We start from the raw sequence: 26,911 nt of genomic DNA, 5'->3' as shown, positions 1-26,911 counted from the left end.
AATTAAAAATTAAATTTAGGATTGGGTGCTAATGGCGACCTGGATTTTAGAATGGCATACTGGAATCGGTTAAATCTCAGCTTATCTGAGAACATCTGTTGATACATTGCCAGATAAAAATGAATTCAGGCGCGATCGCGTACCCGAACAGCCTTGGCAGTCGCAAAGTTTGAAAATTAGGCGTTGGAGGAACTCAGCTAGTTAAATAAGTATAAAATGTTCTTTTTTATACTTAAAAATGTTATAATGCACTATGACTAAAGTGATAGTACGCCGTAATTATGCTGGTACAAAATGTAGCTGATATGGCAGAACACCCCTAGATATACTAGGGAAGAATTAAACAACAATGTTATCCAAACTTCAGCCCGTCAAATCTATTAATTGTTTAGTTGGCAAAGTTTATGCCAAAATGCCCCTACGATATGTTCTGATTGTGCCCTTCATACTACAAATTTGTGGGGCAGTGGGACTTGTAGGCTATCTTTCGTATCAAAATGGCCAAAAAGCCGTAAATGAGCTTGCTACTCAATTAGAAAATGAAATCTGCGATCGCATTGAACAGCATCTTGATAGCTATTTAACAACCCCAAAGCAAATTAATCAAATCAATTTAGATGCAGTTGAGCTAGGTTTGCTCAACCTTTCGGATTTTAAAACTACTAGCAATTACTTTTGGAAACAAATGCAGGTTTTCAATGTTGGCTACAACAGTTTTGCCAATCCCAAAGGTGAATTTATCGGCGTTGAACGTCTAGATAATGGCAAGCTCTTGATTAATGAAGTTAGCCAAAAGAATGGTATAGGCAAACTTTATATTTATCCTACAGACAACCAAGGAAATCGTCGCCATTTGCAGCAAGTAAAAAATTACGATCCTCGCCTAGAAGCTTGGTATGCAGATCCAGTCAAGATTGGCAAACGAGTTTGGAGTCAAATTTATCAATGGGAAGATAAACCAGAAATTTTATCCATATCTTCCAGCTATCCTATTTACGATAAAAATCGCAAATTTGTTGGGGTGATTAGTGTTGATTTACTTCTATCACAAATCGGCAAATTTTTAGCCAACTTAAAAATCAAAGAGTCGGGTAAAACTTTTATTTTAGAGCGTTCTGGATATATGGTAGCTTCTTCTACAAGCGAGCCACCATACACAATCATCAATGGTAAAGGAAAACGGCTATCAGCATTAAATAGTCAAAATTATTTAATTAGACTTACAACACAGTCTTTAATCAAACACTTTGGCAGTCTTAAGTTTGTTGTAAATAAGCAACAGCTAAGTTTTACTGCCGACGGAATGCGTTATTTTGTGCAGGTAAAAAACTGGAAGGATGAATTGGGTTTAGATTGGCTAATTGTGGCGGTGATTCCTGAAGGTGAATTTATGGAGGAAATTAACGCTAACACCCGTATTACTATTTTGTTGTGCATAGTTGCTTTTTTAGTAGCGACAAGAATTGGGATTTTGACTGCTCGCTGGGTAATTAAACCGATTTTACAATTAAACGCATCAGCGAAGAAAATTGCTCAAGGTGAATGGGAGCAAACACCAGAAATTCAGCGTTCCGATGAACTGGGGGAACTAGCAAAGTCATTTGAAACTATGGCAAAGCAACTCCAAGCATCCTTCAGTGCTTTGTCAGCAAAGAATGCCGAGATGCAGGTTTTAAATGAGGCACTGTCTCACAGTCAGAGTCGGCTAACTCAATTTTTAGAAGCCATGCCGGTAGGTGTATTTATTATCGATGCAGAAGGTGAACCTTATTATATAAATCAAATTGGGCAGCAAATTCTTGGTCAAGGAGCGCTAGCAGAAGTTAACACCGAAGAATTATCAGAGGTATATCAAGCTTACCTTGCCGGGACAGATCAACTTTACCCTTGCGATCGCCTACCAATTTCGCGAGCATTGCTTGGGGAAAGCACCAGAATTGACAATATGGAAATTCGCCGTTGTGGCAAGATTATTCCCATTGAGGTTTTAGGAAAGCCAATTTATGATGAATCGGGGAATCTAGCTTTTGCGATCGCTACATTTTTTGATATCACCCAACGCAAGCAAACAGAAAAATTATTAGCAGAATACAATCGCACCTTAGAGGCTCAAGTCAAAAAACGTACTGAAGAGTTTCAACAAGTGATTGAGCAACTGCAAACCACCCAAGAAGAACTGATTGAATCACAAAAAATCGCTGCACAAGAGCAACAAGCTGCTGTTCGAGAAGCCGCGCGAAGCGCCGCCGCCAACCTCGCCAAAAGTGAATTCTTGGCTAACATGAGCCACGAACTGCGTACCCCACTCAACGCCATTCTGGGTTTTACCCAAGTTATGAGTCGAGATTATTCACTATCTGACGAACATCAAGAAAACTTAGCAATTATTAATCGGGCTGGCGAACATCTACTCAACTTAATTAACGACATTCTAGAAATGTCCAAAATCGAAGCTGGCAGAATCACATTAAATCGCAGCAGCTTTGACTTAATTCATCTATTGAAGAACTTAGAAGAAATGTTGCACTTGCGTGCTGCATCTAAAAATTTAGAATTACTGTTTAAATATACACAAGATATTCCTAAGTACATAGAAACGGATGAAAATAAACTGTGTCAAGTCTTGATCAATCTCTTAGGAAATGCCATCAAATTTACTGATTCGGGGAGCGTGACATTAAGTGTGAGACTGGGGGATGGGGACTGGGGAGTGGGGAGTAGGAAGCAGGAAGCAGGGGTAGAGGAATTAATAACCAATCCCCAATTCCCAATCTCTAATCCCCACTCCCCACTCCCCACTCCCCACTCCCTAATCTTCGAGATCCAAGATACTGGCTGTGGTATTGCTCCTCAAGAACTTGACTTGTTGTTTGAGGCTTTTGAGCAAACTGAAATCGGCAGAAAATCGCAACAAGGGACGGGATTAGGTTTGGCGATTAGTCGCAAATATGTACAACTGATGGGGGGAGATATTAGTGTCAGCAGTATACCTGGTGTGGGTAGTACATTTACCTTTAATATTCAGATTGCTCTCACTTGCCCCAGAGAAATCCCGACAAATCAAATTAAATCCAAAATTATAGCTTTAACCCTTAGTGAGAAAGCATACCGTATCTTAGTAGTTGATGACTCCAGAGAAAGCCGTCTATTGCTAGTTAAAATTCTTACATCTCTAGGTTTTGAAGTCCGGGAAGCTACAGATGGTCGTGAAGCGATCGCAAATTGGGAATCTTGGCAACCACACTTGATTTTTATGGATATGCGAATGCCAGTTATGGACGGTTATGAAGCCACAAGAATAATTAAAGCTAGAGAAATCGGACATGGGGAAGCCAATACATTGCGGAGGTTCCCAAAATTCAAACAACTGGCATCATCGGGAAGCCATTACCTGACAGGAGGGTTAACCGATTCAGCTAACTCCGAGACAATCAAAGTTGTACGCAAAGCGTCTCCCGTAGGCGAAGCAACTAGTGCTGCGTTGGCAAAGTTAATGCCAACAGCCTTGGCTTCTCCTTACAACTTCTCTGAAGCAACGCCAGATCGCCCCAATACACACACGATCGTTATTGCCTTAACTGCCAGCGCCTTTGAGGAAGAACGACAGAAAATTTTATCCATTGGTTGCGACGATTTTATTCGCAAGCCATTCACACAAGAAGTATTATTGGAAAAACTGAGCCAACATCTGGGTTTAAAATATACCAACCAAGTAGAAACCACAAACACAGTGTTTGTGGATCAATCTACACAGATGTTTGTCAGTGCTGCCGAACTCCTGAGACATTTATCACAAATGTCACCTGAGTGGCTCCAACAGATCCACTACGCCGCAGCCAGCTGTAGCGATGAACTGATTTTAGAGTTACTCAAGCAAATTCCATCAGATAATGGTCAAGTTTTCCAAGTTCTTAGGGATTTAGCAAATAACTACCAGTTTGAGAAAATCATGGAATTGACTAGAACCAACGTAGAATGAATTACGAGCATTTAGACCCTGATAAAAAAGATATTTTGATCATTGATGATATGGCGGATAACCTCCGAGTTTTATCCTCCATATTGACAAGGGAAGGGTATAACGTTCGTAAAGCCTTAAACTGGCAAATGGCACTGACAGCAACTCAAACAGTATTACCGGATTTGATTCTACTCGATATTATGATGCCAGAAGTAGATGGCTATGAAATTTGTCAGACTTTTAAAGCTTGGGAACTAACAGCCGATATTCCGGTGATTTTTATTAGCGCTTTAGATGATGTTTTTGATAAAGTTAAAGCCTTTAGAGTGGGGGGTGTAGACTACATTACCAAACCTTTTGAGTTTCAAGAAGTTTTAATACGCGTGCAAAATCAACTGGCATTGAGATCGGCGCGGTTAGAAATATTGAAACTAAATGCCGAACTAGAAGATCGGGTAAAAGAGCGGACTAGTGAGCTAGAAAAAACTCTCCAAAAACTTCAACAAGAAATCCATTCACGCCAGAAATTGCAAAGCCAATTGCTAGATATAGCATTGCATGATTCACTGACTGGATTACCAAACCGAGTTTTATTTATTAGGCGACTAGAAAATGCTCTAAATCGGGCGAAGCAAGAATCTAGTTATCAGTTTGCAGTGCTTTTTTTGGACTGCGATCGCTTCAAAGTTGTCAATGATTCTCTCGGCCATTTGGTGGGAGATGAATTGCTGATAGGCATCGCCCGCCGCCTGCAAGCATGTTTGATTCCTATTGATACTCTAGCACGATTGGGCGGTGACGAATTTGGCGTCCTCCTAGAAAATATCACAGATATCAATATAGCAATCCAAGTTGCTGAACAGATTTTGCAACAGCTATCCCTTGCTTTTAAACTATCAAGATATGAAGTATTTATGAATGCCAGTATTGGCATTAGTTGGGGTAATAAAGATTACGATCGCCCAGAGTATTTATTGCGAGATGCTGATACAGCAATGTATCGGGCTAAGGCTCAAGGAAGAGGTAAATATCACGTCTTCAATCCAGCAATGCATCAGGAGGCTATTCAGCTTTTAGAGTTAGAAAATGACCTACGAAGGGCTGTGGAAAGGCAAGAATTCCTCGTTTATTATCAGCCAATTGTTTCTTTGAATACAGGTATTATTTCTGGATTTGAAGCCTTGGTGCGCTGGCGACATCCGATTCGTGGTTTAGTTTCTCCCACAGAATTTATTCCTGTGGCTGAAGAAACGGGTTTGATTAATGCCATCAATACTTGGGTATTACAGTCAGCTTGTCATCAATTAAGCATCTGGCAACATTTTCCGGTGACACCAGAACCTCTAACTATGAGTGTCAATTTGAGTGCTAGATTATTTTTACAGCCGAATTTTGTACAACAAATCGACCGAATAATTTATGAAAATAAAATAGATCCGGCATATTTGGAATTAGAAATTACCGAAAGTGTAATTATGGAAAACAGTCATGCAATTAAACTAATTCTGCAACAACTAAAGCAGCGAAAAATTAAGTTAATTATGGATGACTTTGGTACAGGATATTCATCTCTAAGTTACCTGCACAGCTTTCCTTTTAATGCACTTAAAATCGATCAGTCTTTCGTCAAACGTATGCAGGAGAATAAAGAAAATATGGGGTTAGTACCAGCAATGATTGGTATTGCTAACTCAATGGGGATGAGTGCGATCGCAGAAGGTGTCGAAACAGAAGAACAGTTAGCGCAATTGAGAAGTTTAAACTGTAATTTTGCTCAAGGATATCTGTTTTCTCAACCCATAGAACAACAATTAGTTCTGAAGTTGCTCGCCGCAGCGCCTCAATGGTAGATATTAAATAATCGGGGATAAGTAGGAGGCAAATTCCATAAATCAATTTAAGGATTTTAAACAAGTACACCTTGTTTTAAAAAGTTGCTCCCCTTAGATAAAGCTCATAATTGGTTAATAGCTTTTATATTCAGCAAAACTCTCTAACCACCGTGGGAGTTAGACTATAAATATAAGTATTTTGGTGAAATTGGTCAGCAAATTTTAGGGTGATTTCAAATAAGCATTTACTATCCTCAATAATTATACGCATAACTTCTGATAATAATGCATTTTAATCAAACTAACAATTACAAAAGAAATATTTTGGTGGTAGATGATACGCCAGATAATTTACGGCTTTTATCGGCGATGTTGACTGCACAAGGTTTTGAAGTTCGCAAAGCCTTAAACGGTAAAATGGCACTGACTGCATGTCAAATGGTTTTGCCTGATGTAATTTTGCTGGATATCAACATGCCAGGGATGGATGGCTATGAAGTTTGTCAACAACTGAAAGCTGACGAGAAAACTTGCGAAGTTCCAGTAATTTTTATTAGCGCCCTGGATGATGTTGTAGATAAGGTAAAAGCTTTTGATGTTGGTGGTGTAGATTATATTGCCAAACCGTTTCATGGGGCAGAGGTAGTGTTGCGAATTGAAAACCAGATTAATTTACGTTTGCTCCAAGTTAAACTACAAGAAAAAAACTTTTTACTCCAACAGGCTTTAAATAATTTGCAAGCCTCTCAAGTTCAACAAATTCAGAACGAAAAGATGGTGGCGTTGGGACAGTTAGTAGCTGGGCTGGCTCATGAGATTAACAATCCAATCAGTTTCATTTATGGGAATCTCCAATATGCTGGTCAATATGTAGAAGACCTAGTAAATATGATCGAGGTCTATCAACAGGAATATCCCAAACCCACACCAAAAATTCAGGAAATAGCCAAAGATATAGACCTGAATTTTATGATTAAGGATCTACAAAACCTGATAGGTGCAATGTATAGAGGCTCTGATCGGATTCGGGAAATTGTACTGGCGCTACAACACTTCTCTCGGCACGATGAGGCAGAGATGAAGCGGGTAAATATCCATGAAGACATTGAAAATACTTTGGTGATGTTACAACATCGGCTCAGAGAAACAGCCGAACGCTCGGCAATTATTATAGTGAAAGATTATGGTAATTTACCCCTAGTAACTTGTTACGCGAGTGAACTAAATCAAGTATTTATGCATTTGTTGAATAATGCTATTGATGCAATAGAAGAGGGAGTGGAGAATAAATCTTCTCCTCCCTACTCCCTACTTTCTACTCCCCAAATTCGGATTCATACAGAGGTGACAGACTTAAATATGGTCAAAATTGCGATCGCAGATAATGGTCTTGGGATTGAAGAATCATTGCGATCGCGTTTATTTGACCCATTTTTTACCACAAAACCTGTGGGTAAAGGTAGTGGGCTAGGATTATCTATTAGCTATCAGATTATCGTCAAAAAACACCGAGGAAATATTACCTGTAACTCATCTGTTGGTAAAGGAGCAGAATTTGCGATCGAAATTCCCATAGAGCAACCTGAGATTTCATTGCAGGTTTAAAGGGACTGGGGAGGCAGGGGAGCAGAGCTTTTAAGGGTAGGTATTTAAAAATCAAGCAGTGGAGAGGGTGATTTCAGAGACATGGAGTTGTGGTGTTAACTTTTTTTACCGTCTTTAAACAAGCATTCAATAGCTAGATAATTATTTTACCTGCAAAAATACACCTTTGTTAAATACCTACCCTTAAAACGGGGATTAAGGGGGGTAATTCGACTTGTGTGCCGTAGCCTTCACGCAATACTCCCGCGCTTTCTAGCTTCTTTGTAGGAAGTTCCCACATTTTTCAAACCAGCTTTAATCATTTGTTGTTCGAGTAGGGCAAAGAAACGCGCTCGATCGCCACCTTTTACTACTGCTTGATTATGGGCTTCAGCGATCGCTACAGGGTAGCCATATCCTTTTTGCACTTGTGCTAACATCAATCCCAGTGCTTGATCTAACATGGCTGCATTCTCCGCTACCCATGCCGGAACTTCGATGCGGGCGATTTCGGTGCCAACGTGGACATAACAAAAGTAAATTGTTTGATCGCCGTAGAGTTCGAGAATGGGAGAATTACTGCGCCACAGGGTACTGCGTTGTCCTGGTTTGAGTCGAGTTGCCCAAACAGAAGTATCTCGCAACTGTTCAAAAATTTTACAAGGTACTTTTTCTAGTTGATTTGGGCAATGACTTTTACAATCTGGCGCTGGATGGGGACAAGCCAACAAGCGTAAAAAATTCATTGTTTCGATGCTACGAGAGGCGCTAAGATAGCCCATCAACGGAATTTGAGCATCACGCATTTGCTGCCAAGCTTCGAGAATGGGGGGTAAAATGCGATCGCGTGCATCCATCGGCAACTGTTCTAAAAACCAGTAAATTAGCGAACCATCTACCATTGCTAGCGCTGGGGTTTCCTTTTGCGCTGCATCGCACGCCAGTTCTGCCAACACCGTTGCTTCAGAAGCAGTGCGGCGAAAACTCATCCATTCCTCAGTTCTAATTCCCCACTGCCGAGACATATATAAATCTTCTGGGCGATAAAATACTTCTGGCAAACTATCGAGTAACGGATGGCGATTTTGTCCATAGTGCAAGACGACTCTGCCGATATTTAGGAGATAACAATAAGCAATTTCGTGATGGTTGGGGGCAATTTGGGAACCATCAGTAGCGATGACAGTATGAATTTTTGGGGGAACTGGAATATCAATGCAGGTTTCTAGCGGCTCGATTGGGGTAGCATTAGCAAAGAGAATGCGATCGCGCCATTTTTCCTGGCGATCGATTAAATCTTGTTGAGACTCGTAAGCATTTTTTAAATGTTGTTGTGCCAGTTCTAAACGCTGACGACTGGCAGCAGCTTCTAAAGTAAGATGCTGACTTAAACCCTGCATTTGTCGCGCTAGTTTTGTTAGGTCAAGCATAAAAGTTGAGTGCTAAGTGAGGAGTGAATTGATATAAGAATCATATAACCCTTACCATTTACCCCAAACCCGATTCCGAGTTAAAAATGCAAAACCCAGAAGTATTGAGGGACAATGGTGAGATAGTTTGGGGAAATAGTCGGTTATTTTGATGGCAGAACTACCAGTGGTACTGTAGAAGGAATTAATAATAAACTCAAGTTAATTAAAAGACTTGGGTATGGCTTTCATAACTTTAGCAATTTTCGATTACGCAGTTTATTAAACTAGCACTTTTCTATTAATTCTCCATAAAAGTAACCGAAGAACCGATTTTCTTTCCTTATGGACTTGCCAATTATTTACCACCCAGATTATATTGCCCCGCTACCAGAAGGGCATCGCTTCCCGATGTCTAAGTTCCGACAACTCTACGAATTACTGTTAGCTGATGGTGTCGCAAATCAAGAACAATTTCACACTCCTGAACGTCCGCCACCAGAATTGATAGAGTTAGTCCATACCGCAAGCTACGTTCAAGCTTATTGTGAAGGAACCTTAGATGCCAAAGCACAGCGCCGTATTGGTTTGCCTTGGAGTCCGGCGTTAGCAAATCGGACTTGTGTAGCAGTGGGTGGTACAATACTGACTGCGAAACTGGCACTAAGTCAAGGTTTAGCTTGTAATACGGCTGGTGGAACTCATCATGCCTTTCCTAGTTATGGATCTGGTTTTTGTATTTTCAACGATTTAGCGATCGCCTGTCGCGTTTTACAAAAATTTGGATTCGTTCAAAAAATTCTGATTGTAGATTTGGATGTCCATCAAGGAGACGGCACAGCTTTTATCTTCCAAAACGACGACAGCGTTTTTACTTTTTCTATGCACTGCGAAGTCAATTTCCCCGGTACAAAACAAAATAGCGATTTGGATGTTCCTTTGCCGATAGGAATGGAGGATGACGCCTATTTACAAACTTTGGCAAATTATCTATCAGATTTATTGTCTAAAGTCAAGCCAGATTTAGTATTTTATGATGCTGGTGTTGACCCTCATATAGGCGATCGCTTGGGAAAATTGGCTCTTACCGATGCTGGCATTTTTCGCCGAGAAATGCAGGTTTTGAGTACCTGTATGAGTGGTGGTTATCCTGTCGCTTGCGTTATTGGCGGCGGTTATGCTGATGATATGAAGTCTCTAGTATGGCGGCATTCCCTACTGCATCGCGCCGCCAGTGAAGTTTATCAGCAGTACAAACTATAGTTATTTAATGGGCAATACTACCCAAAATCGTAAAGTTTTTAAACGCAAAGGTACGCAGAGTATTGCCAAATTTAACTCGTAGCGAATAGGACTAAAATAAACTTTGCGCTCCTCTGCGCGACGGCAGTCGCGACAACAGGGGGAAACCCCCGCAACGCGCTACCTCCCCTTTGCGTTTAAATTTAAACTCTATTTTGTCGGCAAAGGCAGTACTGGATGAACAACGGTAAACTCAGAATCTACGAACTAGCAAAAGAATTAAATTTAGATAGTAAGAAACTATTATTAATTTGTGAAAAACTCAAAATTGTAGTCAAAAGCCATACCAGCGCCATTTCAGAATCCGATGCAGAACGTATACGTTCAGTAGCGAATAAACTAACAGCAAAATCATCAAAAACTAAAACCAACTCTGAAGATTGGAGCTATATGTTTATAGCTTCAGCAATTGAGAGCTTTATCCGCCATCTTGAAGGTGAAACCGCCCTAAAATCATATCCCGAATTTCGGGAGCGGCGCGATCGCGCTAATGAGTTAATGTCTGAATGTGTCGGAAAAAAGCCTTCTCTATTTTATGTGCGTCGCAAGGGTGCAGGGAAAGAGGCAAGAGAGGAAATTTGGGATTTGACAATAGCAACAGACTCCGATGATTTTCCATTACCCGCAAGACTTGAAAAGCTCAGAAAAACATTAGGATTTAGAGCGGCTGTACCAAAAGATGGACGCGGCGGGTTAAAAATACTTTCGGCTCAATTATTACAACCTTCACGGGGACACGCCGATAGCTATGCTATACCTTGTCGCTTGCGTTTGCTGCCTAATCATCAACATCATCTCGACATTCCGCCGACAACATTGAAACGTATTGCAACTGCACCAGTTTGTGGCGAAAATGTACCTACAGAAGATCAGCTTAAAGCTTGGAAAGCATTTTTGCAAATTGAAGAAAAAATTGCGAAAGCGCGTCAGTTCTGCGTGCGTTACGTCAGCCATAACTATAACTTCAAAAGGCGAATCAGTTTTGAAATTGATGTAGCTTCAGCTACCCTTGACGGCTTTTATCAAAATTCCCTCGACGTGGACAATTTTTGGGAACGAGCAAGACGCACAAAAAACGAAGACTTGAAGCTTTTTGAAACTGCTCCCGTCGGCAAAAATTGGATTAGTGGTCGTCAATTAGGGACTGTTGAGGAACTTGACCCCAACCGTCGTATTATCAGCCTCAGATTAGAACGCGATTTAGCTGAATTCATGGCAACAGAGCGTTATAAATTGCCAGATACAGGATTTTTATGTTTCGAGGCAGTTGGTGATATTCAGCAGATTCAGCGTAAGAAAAAAGCTTTAGATGATTTGAATAATGGCTACACCCAAAATCCGTATTTAGGTAACTTTTTATTCGATGCTTCTCAGGCTAGACAAATTAAAACAACCGTCGAACTTCAACCACAAGATTTATTGTTATCTTCTGCTAATCCTGGTCAGAAAGCAGCAGTAGAAAAGGTACTTGCTGCTAAGGATCTTGTTCTCATTCAAGGGCCACCGGGTACTGGTAAAACTACCGTAATTGCTGAGATTTGCTATCAAATTGCCCTTCGTGGTGGACGTACTTTAATTGCATCTCAAGCCAATTTAGCAGTAGATAATGCCCTAAGCCGATTAGTTCATAACCCTGTAATTCGCGCTGTCCGCAAAGGAAGAGCCGAGAAAGTTGGGGAAGAAGGACAGCCATTTTTAGAAGACCAAGTGATTGGTAGATGGCTAGAAAACACAGCTTATGACTGTGAAAATAATATTACGCAACGACTCGAAAATATCCAAATTTTCAGTCAATTACTGGCATCATCAGAAAGATTTACGGCTTACTTACAAGCAGAAGAAGAATTTAATCAGCAACAAAATAAATTTCATAAAAATAAGATAAAACTAGAGGCTAACTTTAAAAATCAAGAAAAATCTTATAACGAAACTATAGAAAAACAGAACGAGGTTGAATCACTATTTTCAGGACTGGATAATATACTAAAGACTGCACCAAATATCAACTGGGAAGCTTCAGAAATTACAGATTTTTTGCCACTTCTTAAACCCTACACAGAAGGTAACAATTTAGTAGAAGAATTCTTAACAAATGTTCGTCAAACCATCAAATATACTGATGAATTTGGCTTTGTGCGTCCGACGCTTGGTGCTTTTGGTTTAGCGGCTTGGTTACGCGAAACAGTAGCCACAGAAATTTCTAAATTTAAAACTGCTTTGACTTATGCTCAAGATGCAAGTCAAGCCATTTCAGAGGTTGCAGTTTCAGTTCAGGTTGTCAAACAAAATTTCGCATCGTTAAATCAACTTCAACCAGATTATCAGCAATATCTTACCAAGCTACAAAACCTACAGCAAACAATCCAGATATGGGAAAATCGCAAACGGGAAATAGATTATATTATCTCAGCCGTTAAGGAATGGAAATCTACAGCACCTTCTCATCTGTATCAAACTTTAAAAGATTGTCACCAATCAGGTTTACCACTAACAGAAAATTTAGTAGATTTGCCTTTAGGTTTGTTGATGTTTGCTAATACATTAAAATTGCCAATAGTACCAAAGATATACAAAATTAACCTTCCAGAATGGGAAGTATTAGCAAAAGCGATCGCTTATGAAATAGACGGAGGTTTTACTGATAGAAAAGGTAAACAGCATAATTTTAGTTATTTTTTACAACAAAATTTTAGTCAGATTCCAATGGTGCTATCAAAGAGCGATCGCACCCAATGGCAAGAAACCTATCAACAGTTTAATAATTATCAGCTACTCAACCCTAAACAGCGAAAATTATTAGTTGAAAATACTCAAGCTTTTTTAATTAGAATTCAAAAAACTTATGGTACATCATGGGAATGGAATAACATTGACTCTACTCTCACCAGGATTACCCACGAATTGCTAGATGTCATCCTTGCAAATGCGCGTCAATGCGTTTTAAAAGTCAAGACGGAAACCGATCAACAGCTTCAGCATCTACAACGACTATTAAATGAACTTCAGAAAAATGAAGTTAGCCAACAGCAAATATCTATTACTCAAGCTGAGGTAGAAAAATCACAGCAGGATGCTAATTTGCAACTTGGACGAGTGATAAATATCTTGCAAGAACTTAGTCAACAAAATATACCTGCTCAATTACGCATTCTCGTTGAAAAATATCTCGCAACACAATCAAATATTTGGGAACAACCCCAAGAATTTTCAAATCAAGTGAATTATTGGGGAACTTCCATCAGTCAGCTTGAAACCTTAATTTCATCCTTAGAACCTTTGGCTGTACTGGAGATAATTAAACATTCTCTCAATGAGCATTTATCAAATTTACAAGAAGAAAATAAAGCCTCTTTACAGCAGCTTCAAAAATTACAAGTTAGCCTACGTGAAATAGAACAAACATTACAACCCCAGCAATCAGAAGATTTAATAATAGAAAGAAATTGGTGGTTAACTGAATGGCAAAGAATACCGGACAAATTTAAGCCTGAAAATTATTCCGATGACTTGTTTAGTATAGAGTTATTACGCAGCATAAATATTCAGTTTGAATCTTGGCAAGAGCAACTCCACAAAGACGAAAGTTATATTAATAAATATCAGAATTTCGTACAAGATTGGATTGGGAAATTAAGACAGCCAAATGAGCGGACTCACGACGATTTAAGGCGTATTTATTTAGACAATGCCAACGTCGTCGGTATTACCTGTGTGCAAGCTGCGAATAGAGGTTTTTCTGAAGAATTCAAATCCTTTGATGTCGTCATTATTGATGAAGTTAGCAAGTGTACTCCACCAGAGTTACTAATCCCAGCATTGAAAGGCAAAAAGTTAGTCATGGTAGGCGATCATCGGCAATTACCGCCTATGCTTGATACTAGCACTTTAGAAGAAGTTGCCCAAACAATTGGCAATACACGAGACGAACTACAATTCTTAGAAGAATCACTGTTTAAAAGTCAGTTTGAATCTGCTGATGAAAGCATCAAACAAATGCTAACTACACAGTATCGAATGCATCCATTTATTATGGGAGCAATCAATCAGTTTTATGACGGTAAATTAGAATCTGGTATTTTGGAGCCAGATACAAAACGCGCACATCATCTAGCAGGAGAAATTGTCCAAGAATCTCAGCATCTTATCTGGATAAAAACGCCTATCGAAAATCAGTTTTTAGAACAACGAAACGGAACTTCTTACTTTAATACTCCAGAAATCGATGCGATTGAATGTCTGTGTCAACAGTTCGAGAATACTTGGGCTTCTAAAGTTGCTAATGGTGAACCAAAAAAAGAAATTGCCGTAATTACATTTTATGGCGCTCAATTAAGAAAAATTGATGAACGTCTGCAATCTGAACTTTTCCCTTCATTAGAGATTCGTACAGGGACAGTAGATAGATTTCAAGGGATGGAAAGACCTGTTGTTATTGTGAGTATGGTTCGCAACAATAGCAAAGGAGATGTGGGTTTTGCTAAAAAGCCAGAACGAGTAAACGTTGCATTTTCTCGCGCTCAAGAACTGCTGATAATTGTAGGTTGTCACAATTTATTTACTCATCAAGCAGGTAAAGTTGGAAGTATGTATTCTGAAGTGTCAAATATCGTCAGTATTCATGGAGGTTTCGTTGATGTTTCTCGCCTCTTCAGTTAAACCTATTGATGACGAACTCAAGAATTTTCTAGAAGAAATTGAGGTGAAGTACTAGCTAAGTACAGCTTTGCATAAGTTTGTAACTTTTTTAAACGCAGAGGAGCGCAAAGTTTATTTTAGTCCTATTCGCTATGAATTAATGAAATGTTGTACTAAGTTAGCCTGTGTAAGTAGATAGTTTATATTTTATGTACTATTTATTACATTTGTATTGATAAGATGCAGTCCCTTGTCTGGCGTTACTTCTTGCTAAGATTCAATTTTCTGTTACCCTTGCCAGCACACTTTTACCCAAGAAATATTTAGATCCGATCTTTTCTGGAAAATAGATTGTGGCATGTGTAGTAACAAAGCACATATCACTTGATGCTTAATTTAGCTCAAGGGGGTCTAATGATTGATCGCTTTGTAAATCTAATTTTTATCGATTCTTTCGCCCTAGCAATTAACCTGACGTTTGGTAAATTGCTTCACACTAAAATCTGCAACTATTCATGGGATGGAATGGTAAGTGATGAGCTTTCAACACCAGAAAGCGGCGTTAGTTCTTCAGCATCCTTGGAGGAAGATATCACCACTCATATTTCATAAAGCCTGCTTAGAGACTATTTATAAAGTAAATCCTAAGTAAGGTGTGTTACGGCTTTGCTATTACGCACCGTGTTACATAGCGGTGCGTTAGCACTTTGATGAAATTTTTGTGACAAATCATCTAGGAATATACGCCTAATAGACCGTACAATAATTTTGTTTTTACTTTATAAATAACCTCTTACTGTTGGTGTCGAATTACTTGAGTTAACGTTTTGCATGACTTGTAAAGATATTAAAACTTAATCCTTGCTACATCAAAAAAGTCTGAGAATTGCATTACCTTAAGAATTCTCAGTAAATTTGGAAGAATTTCACGAATTATCTGTGCATGTTTGCTCGTTTCTTTTTCTCTCTATACCTAGTTAAAAATTCTGATTATGACAGAACCTAACAATACTTTTGCTACCGCTACAGATATTGATCCAAGCTCAAACTTTTACCTTGAACAGAATGTCATCCTCAGCGATTCAGTCAGTTCAAGTGACACTGATGATTACTACAGGTTCTATACTCTCTATGGGCCGTCAACCCTCTACGCCCCTCTCAACGGCTTGTCAGCCGACGCTGACATCTACCTCTACGACCAAAACCAGAACCTAGTTGCCAGTAGTACCCTTGGCGGCAACCTGAGCGAGACCATCAACGCTTCGCTACAGGGCAATCAGTACTATTACGTAAAGGTACACTCCTATTCGGGAGTCCCCACAAACTATAACCTCTACCTATACAACGATTATTCTGGCTCAACTTTAGCAACAGCAAGGGATCTCGGCACTAGTTGGGGTCAAAGCAGCAGTAAATATTTGGCTTATAACAAGATTAACTGGCAAGACTATCTCGACTATCGTGATAACGTTGATGTCATGAAGTTCACGATGGAAGCTCCTGGCACTATCAGCCTGCGGATGAAAGACTTCACCTATACTGGTGGGCTACAGGCCAGAATGCAGCTACTTGACTCCAACGGCAACGTACTACAGACTGTTTCTGGTACAGTGGGCGATGGTCTCAATGTCGATCGCTACTCTGCCCCTGCTGGTGTCTACTACGTCAAGTACACCCAGATTTCCGGCTCCGACCCTTACACCGTCCGCATCGTCACTGATTACGCGGGTGATGTTACTGGCACAGCACGAGACTTAGGAAATGTCAGTGGCAGCAGTCGTCGCTTATACGACATGGTAGGAGGCCCATTTGGATTGCCAACCTATGAAGATGGTAACGATCTCTACAAATTCACCCTGGATAAAACCTCACCAATCGATTTACGGTTAGATATCGATACCTCTGCTTTCCCAACTCCAACCTTTGATGCCAATTTACGCCTCGCCCGTGACACAAACAACGACGGGTTTATTTCAGCAGGAGAAGTCTTTCTATCATCATCAAACCCAGGGGACGATCAGCTCTCAACCACATTAGATGCAGGCACTTATTACATCCAAGTAGTGCCAAATGGAGCTTATACCAGCTATCAGCTCGATCTCGATTCAGACTTCGATGCTGTTAAGAGCGATCCACAGGCGTATAACAATCTGTCACAAGCGCGATCGCTCGGTGCTTTAATTGGGGAGACACCCTTTAATTTGGGTGATGGGTTTGGCATCAGTGCGGGTGATTTCTCTGATTACTTCAAGTTCACCATGACCGCTGCGGGACAACTCTCGGCTTCAGCATTTAATAACCCCTACTACTCTAGAACTACCCAGAATCCCACCCTGTCAATTGTCCAAGACTTGAACAATAACCAGCGGCTCGACCCTGGTGAAACGATTACGCCCTTTAGTGTTGGCTCGTTGACCGCTAACCTGGCAGCAGGAACCTACTTTCTGCATACCAATGGTAACGGTGAACAGGCTGCCTACAACCTCCGATTAGTCTCAGACTACGCCGGAAATACCTTAAGCACAGCTCGCCCACTAGCAGCGATCACTGGGGCGACACCACCCAACCAAATTTTCCAGGACTACATCGAACAATCCTTCGATGCCTCCAGTGATGTTAATGACTTTTATCGCTTTGATTTGTCAAATACCTACGAAGTCACGCTGAACACAACAGGCGTTGCTGGTGAAGACCTATCGCTTTCACTGATCAAGGATGTCAATAACAATAATGTGATCGATGCAGGTGATATCTTAGCCACATCAAACGTCTTGAACTCGCCGACAGAAAGTCTCTCGCGGGTACTGGGGGCTGGGCGGTATTTTGTCCGCGTCCAGGGTGTCAACGGTTCCACAAACTACACCCTGACCTCAAAGTTCGCTAGTCCGAGTCAAGACCCTGATGACACGATCGCTAAAGTTCAAAATAGTGCAGGTAATACTAAGACACTAGGTCAGTTCGCTGACTTTAGCTTGAATGTACCAACTGATGTCGATCTGGTCAAGTTTACCGTCTCTGCTGGGCAGCAAGTTGGGTTCGATGTGGATTCTCGCAATGGATCAAACCTCAACACCTACCTAAGGGTCTTCAACTCCAGTGGCACACAACTCGCGGCCAACAATGATGGAGCCGCGCCAGGTGAAACCCCTAGCCAGTTTTCTTACTTGGCTTATACATTTACTCAGGCGGGTACATACTACGTCGGCGTGTCGTTAAACCCGAACTCCAATTACAACGCGGTGACAGGTCTTGGTGATGTAGCTGGCTCAGGGGCTACGGGAGATTACCGTCTAACGCTGAACGATCTCGGACTAGTATTGACCGGCGATGGTGGGAACAATGCGATCGCTGGCGGTAATGGCAACGATAACCTCAATGGGGCTGGGGGCAATGACACGCTCACTGGCGGTGCTGGTAATGACATACTAATCGGTGGTACTGGTAATGACCTACTGGTTGGTGGTGCTGGTAATGATGTGTTAACCGGAGGTGATGGGGCAGATACCTATCGATTTACAGCTGCTAGCGATCGCCTAGATACAATTAATGGCTTCAGTGGCTCTAGTGGCGACAAAATTCAGATATCTGCCGCAGGCTTTGGTGGCGGATTGGTCGCAGGCACTTTAAGCACAGACCGTTTTCGTTCCGGTGCGGGCATTACGACAGCAAACACGACAACTCAGCGGTTCATTTACAATACGACAAATGGAGCTTTGTTCTTTGATGCCGATGGCAGCTTAGGCGGATCTGCACCATTACAGATTGCCACCTTATCCGGCAATCCTGCCCTGAACAACACCAATATTGCGGTTATCTAAACTTCAAGTAGCCATTACCAAGTGAAATTTCAGTTTTGAGTCACTGTGTACTATTGACAGTACAGACCTATTTGATTAGTGAAAATTAAAAGGCTTAGATTCCCGACATTTTAAAAATGTCGGGAAATTTATTTTTGCTGGGCAATATTAATCTAGAATTGCTGATGGTTATCCAAAAAAGAAATCGCCGTGATTACTTTTTTTGGCACTCATACCATTTCTTTGTGAGGCTACGCAAAATGTTCTTTCTTTGCGTACTTTGCGTCCTTCTCCCAAGGGGAGACGCTAACGCGAAGGCGGTTCGTTCCTCATGTAAGCTGTTGCGCCTTTAAATGGAGGTTTCATTGATGTTTTTCGCCTCGTCTTCTAAACCAATTGATGATAATCTCAAAAATTTTGTAGACGAAATAGAAGCCCAAAGTCCTAGTTTATCAGTTTTAGCCGCGCGTGAATTCCGTTATAGTTTGCGTCAAACTCCTATAGAAGTAAATATCAAAGAACCCCGCCAATTTAACGTACTTGAAGAATTTATTATCCGCGCTGCTATTGAACTTCAGCCTCCGCCAACCGAGGATGAATTAGCCTCTGTACTTGGACTAGATTCTGTATTTATCAAAACTACTACTGCAACTCTTCGGTCATTGCAAACTTTATCAGCAACATCGCCACTAACAGTTACTCCTGAAGGGCGTTCATTTTATGAAAAAGGTTCTGTACCACAGCCGCCATATCCTACACAAATTAATGCTATTACAGACCCTTTAAGCGACAAAATAACTTTTCAATCTGAATCATTAAATGAGACAGTGATAAAATTGCCTGACTTAGCAGACTTTATCACTATTGATCGTACAATTGCTGATATTACTTCCTTACCACTTGAGGAAATCCAAAAAAGTATTCAAGCTTCAGGTTTAGCACTTCATGTACCAGAAGAGGGAAAAATCGTCACTTCCTGTAAAGTACTAGCTTCAACTCAAAAAATTTGGAGAAAGATATCGCTTTTCGTTATATTTGATGCTCTGGAAGATAAATTCAAGATTCAAATAAGAAATGGAAAGCAAATTTTAGAGTCAGCATCAAATTGGTTAGAAGTTCTACATAATGAAGGCAAAATATCCTTACAAGCATTATGTAAATTGTCAACTGAAACCATCGATTTTGAACGTGAAGCCATCCTCAAGCAGAAAAATACTGAAATAGAATCTAGACTCGAAAATATTCGCCAAAAGTCCTTGAAATTAGGTGATCAAGTAGATACTTCTAAAGTGTTGGGTGAAGCCGTACAGGTACGCGATGGAAAAATTTCTCAAGTTTTTCTAGAAGTTTTAAATTCGGCTAAAAGTCAAGTTTTAATTTATTCTCCGTGGGTGAATTATGCGGTTGTCAATGAAAAATTTTTAACCCTGTTACAGAAACTAGCTAATCGTGGAGTTTGGATTTTAATTGGACATGGAATTGCGCGACAACTAGAAAATGAAGAAAAACCGATTTCACCAGAAATAGAGAAAAAACTTCGAGCAATCAAAACACCTGATGGTTTACCATCTGTACAGGTTTTTTGGTTGGGAGATTCCCATGTCAAAGAAGTAATAGTTGATCGTAAAATACATCTTTGTGGCTCTCATAACTGGCTATCTTATCGCGGTGATTACCTACCCAGAGGTGAGTCAGTTTATAAAGTTACAATTCCCCATCAAGTCCAGGAAGCTTATGAATTTCTGGCTAATCGCTTCCAAAATCATGCTCAAAATTTATGGCGAAACGCTCTAGAAAATCATGATTTTAAACTAGCTATAGAGTCTTTGTGCATTTGGGGTGCGCTAGGTATGGAAGATATTGCACTCAAAGAGATACAGCAAAATAATTGGCTAGAACTTCTGCCTGTGTGGCTAAATATAGCACTTCAGGGGCTAAAGTCTAAGAATATACAATCTGATTCGGAAATTTTTAAAACGGCACTTTCGTTGCTAAATCAGGTTTCTATTAAAGAGGCTTTTATTGAGTTATTGCAACAAGGATGCCGTAAAGTTATCGGCGCGATCGCAAGTCACAATCCTCAAACTGCTTTAAACTTACTTAATGATGAAGTATGGGTGCAGTTTCTACGTCTCAATATTGTTCAAGATAGTGATTCACCTGCTAATTTTATATCCAAAAATACATAAATCAACTACGTGTAAAGTAGCCAAGTTGTGCAAGTTTTTGTCAAGAAAGCATCTATGCTACCTTTACGAATCTTTTTCAGACTCTAATTATATTGTAAATTTTAATATAGTATAAACATACTATCATTCGCATCATATCTGCTGTCTTGTGTGATATTACCACCCTAATGGTACGCAGGCAAAATGAATATATCTTGAGATATAGATATTTATATTTTCAACAAGTAGCATGAGGTTCTAATAAAAACCTATAGAAGGATGTGTGTTTGCTTGACCCCAACTGTCTGAAAAACTGATTTTTCTAAAATCATAAATATGTCTATTTGTACAGCGTACAAATCATGATTAAGATATTTTTCATACTTAAGTAATAATTTTACTGGAAATAGACCAGAAATCTATAATTCCGATTTACTATGAGTTCGCAATTAAATGATTCTTAACCTTTGATTGACTAAAAAATAGATCCAGATATGCGTCTAATTCGATACAATTTATATGCAAGAGAGAGCCGAGGAGAACAAAGTGGTCTTATTAAAAGGCTTTGAGATTGAGATGTATACTGGCACGCCTCAAGGTGAAATCGTCGGTCTCTCCGACAAAATTGTTGCCGCGTTGGGTGAATTTATGCGGGAGCCAGATAGCCGCAACGTCGAATACATAACCCAACCATCCCATAATTACGATAATTTATTGTGTGCGTTGCTGCGTCCCCGGCGAGTATTACGAAACTACCTCAATCGCTTGGGCGATTACACCCTGATACCAGGGAGTACTTTATCTTTGGGTGGGAGCGATCGCTTTCTCCGCTCTGATCCAGCAAACCCCTATCATGACTACATCGAGAACACCTACGGCACGAAAGTAGTAACCGCTAGCGTCCACATAAATATAGGCATTAGCAATCCAGAAGTATTAATGCGGGCGTGTCGGGTGATCCGCATGGAAGCGCCTCTATTTCTCGCCCTTAGTGCCTCATCTCCCTTCCTGGATGGCAAAACTACAGGCTATCACTCCACCCGTTGGGGCGTCTTCCCCCAAACGCCTAGCCATGTGCCGTTATTTTCCAGCCATGCCGATCATATCCAGTGGGTGGAAAATCAACTAGTTGCCGGAACTATGCAAAACGTGCGGCATTTGTGGGCATCAGTTCGACCAAATGGCGATCGCCGTCCTTATGACTTAAATCGCCTAGAATTGCGAATTTGCGATTTAGTCACAGATCCCATAGCCTTGCTGGCGATTACTGCCTTATTAGAAGCGCGTTTATTGCAAATAATCGAAAATCCCAGCATCGATCCTTTAACTCAAAGTAGCTTCTCTCCTGAAGAACTCGTCACCCTGACTGCTGAGAACGAAGCGGCGGCGGCGGCTGGTAGTCTCGATGCTCATTTGAGGCATTGGCAAGATGGCAGAAGTATTGTAGCGAGAGATTGGATTGCTCAAATGTACCAAGAGGTTTGGGCGATCGCTAAACAACAAGGCTTTAGCTGTTTCCTTTCCCCTCTGCACAAAATCCTCCGCGAAGGCAATGAAGCTCAACAGTGGTTGCAATTACACACAGTCGGGTTTGACAGTCAACGCGTCATCACTCAGGCGATTATTGCCACCCAACAGCGCGAAATCGAACTCGAAAACAAATTGTGTTCGTCTTTGCTTGCTTAACTCAAAAGGTGTTGGGCATTGGGCATTGGAAAGAGAAAGCAGGATAGTGTAGCGGTAGCGAGTCCGCGTACCCTTACAGGGAAGCAAGCTACGCTTTTAGCGTCTCGTAGAGAGCGTCGGCAGAAGTTCTTTAATTTTGAATTTTGAATTTTGAATTGATTTCTCCCTACTCCCCTCTTCAAACCAAAAGACACAAGCACTTAGTTTTTCTACACAAAACTTAATATTTTCCGATTTTAGCTAAATATCCTCTCAGGCATTGCTCTGGGAGGGTTTACGCTTCGTTTTAAAAATCTAATCGATGGAAGATACTTGATTATTATTAACAAAACCTATGAATCACCTCTACCTTTTGGTAGATTTAACATTGACAGTAGATCGTTTTATACAATACGTAAATTATACGGACAATGCCCCAGGTAGTTTTAGTTAACCCACAAATCCCTCCTAATACAGGTAATATTGCCCGTACTTGTGCAGCCACAGGTACAGAGTTACATTTGGTGGGGCCTTTGGGGTTTGAAATTAGCGATCGCTACCTCAAAAGAGCAGGTTTAGATTACTGGCCTTATGTCAAACTGCACTATCACGAATCGCTAGAAGCCTTTAAAAACGTACATCAGGAGCGTGGAGGCAGATGGTTAGGTTATACGGTTGGTGGAAATTGTAATTATGTAAGCTTTCAATTTCAACCTGATGATTGGCTGCTGTTTGGTAGTGAAACCACGGGCTTACCACCAGCAATTCTGTCAGATTGCGATGCTACTCTCTATATTCCCATGAGCCAACCGGGAGTTCGCAGTTTGAATCTGTCAGTAAGTGTGGCAATTGGATTATTTGAAACCCGTCGTCAGTTAGGCTATTTACAATAGTTGTTTACCTTTATACTCATAAGTACATTTACTTAGATAATTTCCAAGAATCTATTAACTGATTTATTTGTGGCGGCAAAAATTTTCTTGGTGACAGCAACAATATGTAAAACAATATACCGAAAATTGGATTTATCCCGGAAATGTAGTGGAAGATACTTACAAGCATAGGAAGGTTATTATAAGAAATTTGTATATAAAACTTGGGATATTGCCAAATTTGAATGATAGATTTTGATGAATTTGAAACATCCTAAATAAGGAACAAAATCCCTAGAACCTATTCATGTACTAGATTTGAGCTATTATTGCTCAATAAGGTACAGAAAACAGTCCAAAACTAGCCGATAGTTAATACGGTTGTTTTTTAGGGAATAATCAACGTAAAGTCTCGTGTTGAGAAGACGGATGACGTAGAAATATCTTGAAGATATCTACAGCAGGGGGCATGACTTTTCCAGAAGTCGCCGCAACTGAATTCTCCGCAGCGACTATGGACTTGGCAAATGGTTTGTCCAGTCCCCGCGATTGACGCAAGACAAGCGCGGACAATGGTAAAGAGTAAAATGTCCTAAGTGGTGTTAGGAGTGGTTCGGACAAGTAAACATAGCAAAACTTAAGTTTTGCTAATACATGTAAACTTGTCTAAATCAGAGAAGCAGGTTAATCTTGCGTAAGCATCTCTGGTGAATGTGATCTCGATCTATCGTTTGTTGTGATCTAAATCATTGACTAGTATCCAACTGAAAAATCGAGGTCAGTTAAGCGCTAGTGATCATAGGAGGTCGTCTTTGAAACGAGCATTAAAAAAGAGAGTAAAAGCTGTGTTGAACAATAACCCCAACAGCGATGATGCCCCGGTAGAACTGCTAAATGTGATGAATCCAAAAGTTAACCGCCGGGTGCGGACAAAAGCCGCCATGATTGGCTTGGCAATCTCTATGGGAGCAACCAGCCTTTTGGTGACTCGACAAAGCGATCAAGCCCAAGCAGCAGTGCCAGTAGGCAGTCAAAAGGCAACCTCAGCGATTCCTGCTGTTCCTGACACTGAGGTGAAATTCGCCTCCACAAAGCTGGAGTCCCAAGCAGTCTCATCAGCGAGCGTGCCGGAAAATCCTGTAATCGTGGAACCAACAGCAGTTTCACAAGTGCCCGGGCTTGAAGCTAAATGGCAAGTCGCGGCGAGTGGAATGTCTTTGCAAGTTCCGGCATCAAACACGTTTTCTCAAGCAACAGCGGGTTATAAAAATTCCACCTACCTGAAGCCCCAAGTGGCCCAGGGATTGAACAATACCTTAGCCGAGACTAGTTTCCCAACAGTCAATAATCTGTCTGACTATAGTGCTGACGATGTTGGTGGTACAAACGCATCACTAACTGCCCAGCCCCAAACAGTGGCAACGTCAACCGCGGCCAACAGTGAAATAAATGCACAACTTAAGGCGCAACAAGAGTTCGCACTAAATCGCTTACAAGAAAAATCAAACCGTTTAAGAAAGAGTCTGGCACAGTTGCAGTCTGGGGAAACCAAAAATTTATCACAAGCTGATATAGAATTGGCACAGCCGACAACTGTGGTTGAGAATAGTGTATTAGCCCAGCCGAACACTTCTGATGATGCCAGTCAAGCGAACCTGATATCGAAGTTAAAACAGAAGACGCAGGCAAGTGCATTTGTACCAGTACCCGCTACACCAACAGTTATTGCCTCCGCGACCCATACAGCCTACGAAGTAAAGCCTGGAGATACACTAGCAGCGATCGCCAGCAGACACAATACTTCAGTATCAGAACTAGTTAAGGCAAATAACCTAAATAATCCAAATGAACTGCAAATTAGTCAAAAACTAGTTATTCCTGCTGTTCAAGTTGAGACAACTGTAGCGAATAAGCCGGCTTTTGTAGAGTCCAGTCAAACTCCAAAAGCAGCCAGCTATCCTTTGAATATTGGTAGTGCTAACTCATATCTACCTAGTTCACCATCACCAACTATTACCAACAAAACTCCCATAGCCGTCCCTATACCTGTAACTGTTCAGGTTCAGGCAAATAGTGCGACCGACTTAGAAACAGCTTCCCCAACAGCTAGGTCTTATGGCGTCGGTGGTGACACTCCAGTGCCAACAGCTTTTGCCGAAATGCAACAGCCGAAAACACCAGCAAATAAGGTAGCAAGAGCAAACAATAACAACAATGACCGTTTGCGGGGCTTACAAGCGGAAATTCAGAGGTTACAGCAGAAATATCGCGCTCAACAGTCTGGGAACTTAGTTGTACCAGAAGTAGCAACTGAAGCTAGTAATGCTGCGATGCTTACTCCTGTTAGTACGCCTAATAATTTCACCGTACCCAACCCTGTATCTAGACCAAATAGTGTAGCGATACCAATTCCAGTTCCTACACCTATTAGTGGATCCAACTATAGCGTTCAGCCAATTAAGCCCCAATTCCGTACTAGTGTACGTCCTAGCGAACCAGTAAACCCAGAGTTCCTGCCTAATCTAGGGTCTGCTAGTCAATGGACTCCCTCTCGCACTCAATCTGCCACAAGGATTGCAACGCCTTCGGGAAGAGTAAATGCCTCTGACTCCTTAGGAAAGATGCGGGGAACAACAGTTTCTCCACAGACAATGCCGCCTTTGGCAGCAGTGGATCAATATCTGCCCAGACCCATTGACGAACTTACACCTCCTCCATCTACTTCAACCTTGGCTTATATTTGGCCAACGAAGGGTACTCTCACTTCTGGCTTTGGTATGCGCTGGGGAAGACCTCACAAAGGAATTGATATTGCTAACTCCACTGGCACGCCAGTTGTTGCCTCTGCTGACGGTACGATAGAAAAAGCTGGCTGGAACAATGGTGGTTATGGCAACCTCGTCGAAATCCACCATCCTGATGGCAGTTCGACCCGCTATGCTCATAACAGCAAGATTCTGGTGCAACCGGGTCAGCAGGTACATCAAGGAGAAATAATTGCTTTAATGGGTACTACTGGTCACAGCACTGGTACACACTGCCACTTTGAAGTTCATCCACCAGGAAAGGGTGCTGTTAACCCAATAGCTTTCCTACCGCAACGCCTGTAATTCTTGGCTGTCTGTAACTAAATTATTGCCTTGTTCGTTGAGGGAGTTTACCTCCCTCTTTTACTTTTTATGTCCTCAACAAGGATGAATATTCTAATAAAATTGTAAAAGAGTCTAGTATTGAGCAAATTTGTATGCTATATTGATAGATAATTTGGGAAAACATGGCTCAGTAGCTCAGTTGGTTAGAGCACGGGACTCATAAGCCTGGGGTCGTTGGTTCAACTCCGACCTGAGCCACTTTAAAAAAATGATTATATAAGGGTTTCAGCTTCGTACATTGGTGGTTATGGAAGCTGAATCTTTGTTTTAACTATCCAATGACTATCCAAAATAGTCATTGGATTACCATGAAAGTTGGTATTAAGGTATCTAAAGGTTATCTTAACGTAACGTGAATTCGACGATTAGAAAAGGCAAAAAGCTTGCTATGTAAGGCTTTGGACAACTGAGCATTACAAAGGCGATGCCTGCGGCGGGCTTCGCCTACGCTATCATTGATGGAGAATCGGTAAAAAGTGACAAAAAAAGCCGAGACTAAGAATATCTAACAAAAACCAGCGTCTCGGCTAGGTC

13 protein-coding genes, 1 tRNA gene and 1 pseudogene are annotated in these 26,911 nt (G+C 41.0%); 13 read left to right on the top strand and 2 right to left on the bottom strand.

Features of this window, described 5'->3' with window-relative positions:
• The first annotated feature begins 349 nt into the window (after positions 1-349).
• From FD723_RS29590 to FD723_RS29580, 3 genes are all read left to right on the top strand, one after another.
• Positions 350-3,979, top strand: coding sequence for an ATP-binding protein (locus FD723_RS29590; protein WP_179068533.1), 3,630 nt, complete (start codon positions 350-352; stop codon positions 3,977-3,979).
• Entirely contained in the window at positions 3,976-5,811 is a 1,836-nt protein-coding gene (locus FD723_RS29585; protein WP_179068532.1) for a GGDEF domain-containing response regulator, read from the top strand. Before FD723_RS29590 ends, FD723_RS29585 begins: the two co-directional genes overlap by 4 nt.
• Positions 5,812-6,078: 267 nt before the next feature.
• Positions 6,079-7,398 carry a response regulator gene (locus tag FD723_RS29580; protein WP_179068531.1) on the top strand — a complete coding sequence of 440 codons (1,320 nt, stop codon included), beginning with the start codon at positions 6,079-6,081 and terminating at the stop codon, positions 7,396-7,398.
• 230 nt (positions 7,399-7,628) lie between these two features.
• Here the strand turns inward: FD723_RS29580 and FD723_RS29575 are convergent, their stop codons facing one another.
• Positions 7,629-8,807 carry a DNA double-strand break repair nuclease NurA gene (locus tag FD723_RS29575; RefSeq protein ID WP_179068530.1) on the bottom strand — a complete coding sequence of 393 codons (1,179 nt, stop codon included), beginning with the start codon at positions 8,805-8,807 and terminating at the stop codon, positions 7,629-7,631.
• Positions 8,808-8,933: 126 nt separating this feature from the next.
• Here FD723_RS29575 and FD723_RS29570 point away from each other — a divergent pair.
• The 8 genes and pseudogenes from FD723_RS29570 to FD723_RS29535 form a co-directional block, all read left to right on the top strand.
• Positions 8,934-9,077, top strand: a pseudogene (locus FD723_RS29570) (transposase); the annotation flags it as partial.
• Positions 9,078-9,131: 54 nt separating this feature from the next.
• On the top strand, positions 9,132-10,049 hold the full coding sequence (locus FD723_RS29565; RefSeq protein ID WP_179068529.1) for a histone deacetylase: 918 nt from the start codon (positions 9,132-9,134) through the stop codon (positions 10,047-10,049).
• 216 nt (positions 10,050-10,265) lie between these two features.
• Positions 10,266-14,744: a translation initiation factor IF-2 N-terminal domain-containing protein gene (locus tag FD723_RS29560; RefSeq protein ID WP_179068528.1), complete on the top strand. Its 4,479-nt coding sequence runs from the start codon at positions 10,266-10,268 to the stop codon at positions 14,742-14,744.
• Positions 14,745-15,110: 366 nt separating this feature from the next.
• Positions 15,111-15,335 carry a hypothetical protein gene (locus FD723_RS29555; RefSeq protein ID WP_179068527.1) on the top strand — a complete coding sequence of 75 codons (225 nt, stop codon included), beginning with the start codon at positions 15,111-15,113 and terminating at the stop codon, positions 15,333-15,335.
• A 380-nt stretch (positions 15,336-15,715) separates the two neighbouring features.
• The gene (locus FD723_RS43945; RefSeq protein WP_179068526.1) at positions 15,716-18,541 is read left to right on the top strand and encodes a pre-peptidase C-terminal domain-containing protein; all 2,826 of its coding nucleotides are present in this window, start codon (positions 15,716-15,718) and stop codon (positions 18,539-18,541) included.
• Positions 18,542-18,888: 347 nt separating this feature from the next.
• A complete protein-coding gene (locus tag FD723_RS29545) occupies positions 18,889-20,709 on the top strand; it encodes a hypothetical protein (protein ID WP_179068525.1) in 1,821 nt (606 codons plus the stop codon).
• A gap of 525 nt (positions 20,710-21,234) precedes the next feature.
• Positions 21,235-22,374 (top strand): glutamate--cysteine ligase, encoded by a 1,140-nt coding sequence (gshA, locus tag FD723_RS29540; RefSeq protein ID WP_179068524.1) that lies wholly within the window; start codon positions 21,235-21,237, stop codon positions 22,372-22,374.
• Positions 22,375-22,784: 410 nt separating this feature from the next.
• Positions 22,785-23,246, top strand: coding sequence for a tRNA (cytidine(34)-2'-O)-methyltransferase (locus FD723_RS29535; RefSeq protein WP_179068523.1), 462 nt, complete (start codon positions 22,785-22,787; stop codon positions 23,244-23,246).
• Between the two features lie 378 nt (positions 23,247-23,624).
• Here the strand turns inward: FD723_RS29535 and FD723_RS29530 are convergent, their stop codons facing one another.
• Positions 23,625-23,798, bottom strand: a complete 174-nt coding sequence (locus FD723_RS29530) for a hypothetical protein (protein ID WP_179068522.1) — start codon at positions 23,796-23,798, stop codon at positions 23,625-23,627.
• A 239-nt stretch (positions 23,799-24,037) separates the two neighbouring features.
• Here FD723_RS29530 and FD723_RS29525 point away from each other — a divergent pair, with 239 nt between their 5' ends.
• Complete coding sequence (locus FD723_RS29525; protein ID WP_179068521.1) at positions 24,038-26,335, top strand: peptidoglycan DD-metalloendopeptidase family protein; 2,298 nt, start codon at positions 24,038-24,040, stop codon at positions 26,333-26,335.
• A gap of 166 nt (positions 26,336-26,501) precedes the next feature.
• Positions 26,502-26,575 (top strand) — tRNA-Met (locus tag FD723_RS29520).
• Positions 26,576-26,911: the final 336 nt, after the last annotated feature.

This window comes from Nostoc sp. C052 (assembly GCF_013393905.1).
In the GTDB taxonomy this organism is placed as follows: Bacteria; Cyanobacteriota; Cyanobacteriia; order Cyanobacteriales; family Nostocaceae; genus Nostoc.
The sequence above is the reverse complement of the archived record's forward strand: the minus strand, read 5'-3'. Positions and strand labels throughout refer to the sequence as shown.

What these genes read in the sequence shown, in the direction of transcription:
- FD723_RS29590 (WP_179068533.1), top strand. Translation starts at nt 350, where the DNA reads ATGTTATCCAAACTTCAGCCCGTCAAATCTATTAATTGTTTAGTTGGC.
- FD723_RS29585 (WP_179068532.1), top strand. Translation starts at nt 3,976, where the DNA reads ATGAATTACGAGCATTTAGACCCTGATAAAAAAGATATTTTGATCATT.
- FD723_RS29580 (WP_179068531.1), top strand. Translation starts at nt 6,079, where the DNA reads ATGCATTTTAATCAAACTAACAATTACAAAAGAAATATTTTGGTGGTA.
- FD723_RS29575 (WP_179068530.1), bottom strand. Translation starts at nt 8,807, where the DNA reads ATGCTTGACCTAACAAAACTAGCGCGACAAATGCAGGGTTTAAGTCAG.
- FD723_RS29565 (WP_179068529.1), top strand. Translation starts at nt 9,132, where the DNA reads ATGGACTTGCCAATTATTTACCACCCAGATTATATTGCCCCGCTACCA.
- FD723_RS29560 (WP_179068528.1), top strand. Translation starts at nt 10,266, where the DNA reads ATGAACAACGGTAAACTCAGAATCTACGAACTAGCAAAAGAATTAAAT.
- FD723_RS29555 (WP_179068527.1), top strand. Translation starts at nt 15,111, where the DNA reads ATGCTTAATTTAGCTCAAGGGGGTCTAATGATTGATCGCTTTGTAAAT.
- FD723_RS43945 (WP_179068526.1), top strand. Translation starts at nt 15,716, where the DNA reads ATGACAGAACCTAACAATACTTTTGCTACCGCTACAGATATTGATCCA.
- FD723_RS29545 (WP_179068525.1), top strand. Translation starts at nt 18,889, where the DNA reads ATGTTTTTCGCCTCGTCTTCTAAACCAATTGATGATAATCTCAAAAAT.
- FD723_RS29535 (WP_179068523.1), top strand. Translation starts at nt 22,785, where the DNA reads ATGCCCCAGGTAGTTTTAGTTAACCCACAAATCCCTCCTAATACAGGT.